The 636-nt window shown below is 30.5% G+C and carries 1 protein-coding gene; it reads left to right on the top strand.

From position 1 onward, the window contains the following. Positions 1-636 (top strand): tyrosine-type recombinase/integrase (locus B0A78_RS13525; protein ID WP_145955921.1); only part of this gene is annotated, 636 nt, incomplete at both ends.

A 636-nucleotide genomic window follows, 5' to 3' on the forward strand; every position in this document is an offset into this window, starting at 1 on the left:
ATTAAAACCCGAAACTACCCGAGCAAGATATTTATATTTAAGAGAGTTTTTTAGTTGGTTAGAAACTCATAAAATCTTTACTATAAAAGAAGTTACACCCAAAGAAATAGCAGACTACAACGACTATTTAAAAAATAAAATTAGCCAACGTACAGGCAAGCCAATTAAACAAAAAAGCATATACGACCATATGCGAAACCTTCAACAATATTTAGGTTATCTTTTAGAAATTGGAACACTCAAAAAAAGCCCAGCATCACATCTAAAATTTACCAACGGAACTGAAAAAGTAGAACGATTTATTTTTAGCCAGGACCAAATAAAACAACTTTACGAAGTAGCCAATTTAGAAGAAAGAACCATTTTAAATATTGCGTATGGTTGTGGATTAAGAGTGCAGGAAATCAGCGATTTAAATAAAGAAGATTTGCGATTAACCGAAAATATTATCATCGTTCAAAAAGGCAAAAACAGTAAAAGGCGATTAGTTCCTATAAGTCAAAAAATAAGCGATCAAATCAAAGAATATTTAGAAAGTTTAGAGCAAAAAAGCAACACAATATTTACCAACAATAAAGCAAGAAGAATGCAAGAATGGGGATTTAATACACGATTGAAACAACTGATTTTAAAAAC

The organism is Flavobacterium columnare NBRC 100251 = ATCC 23463, assembly GCF_002530675.1.
GTDB lineage: Bacteria > Bacteroidota > Bacteroidia > Flavobacteriales > Flavobacteriaceae > Flavobacterium > Flavobacterium columnare.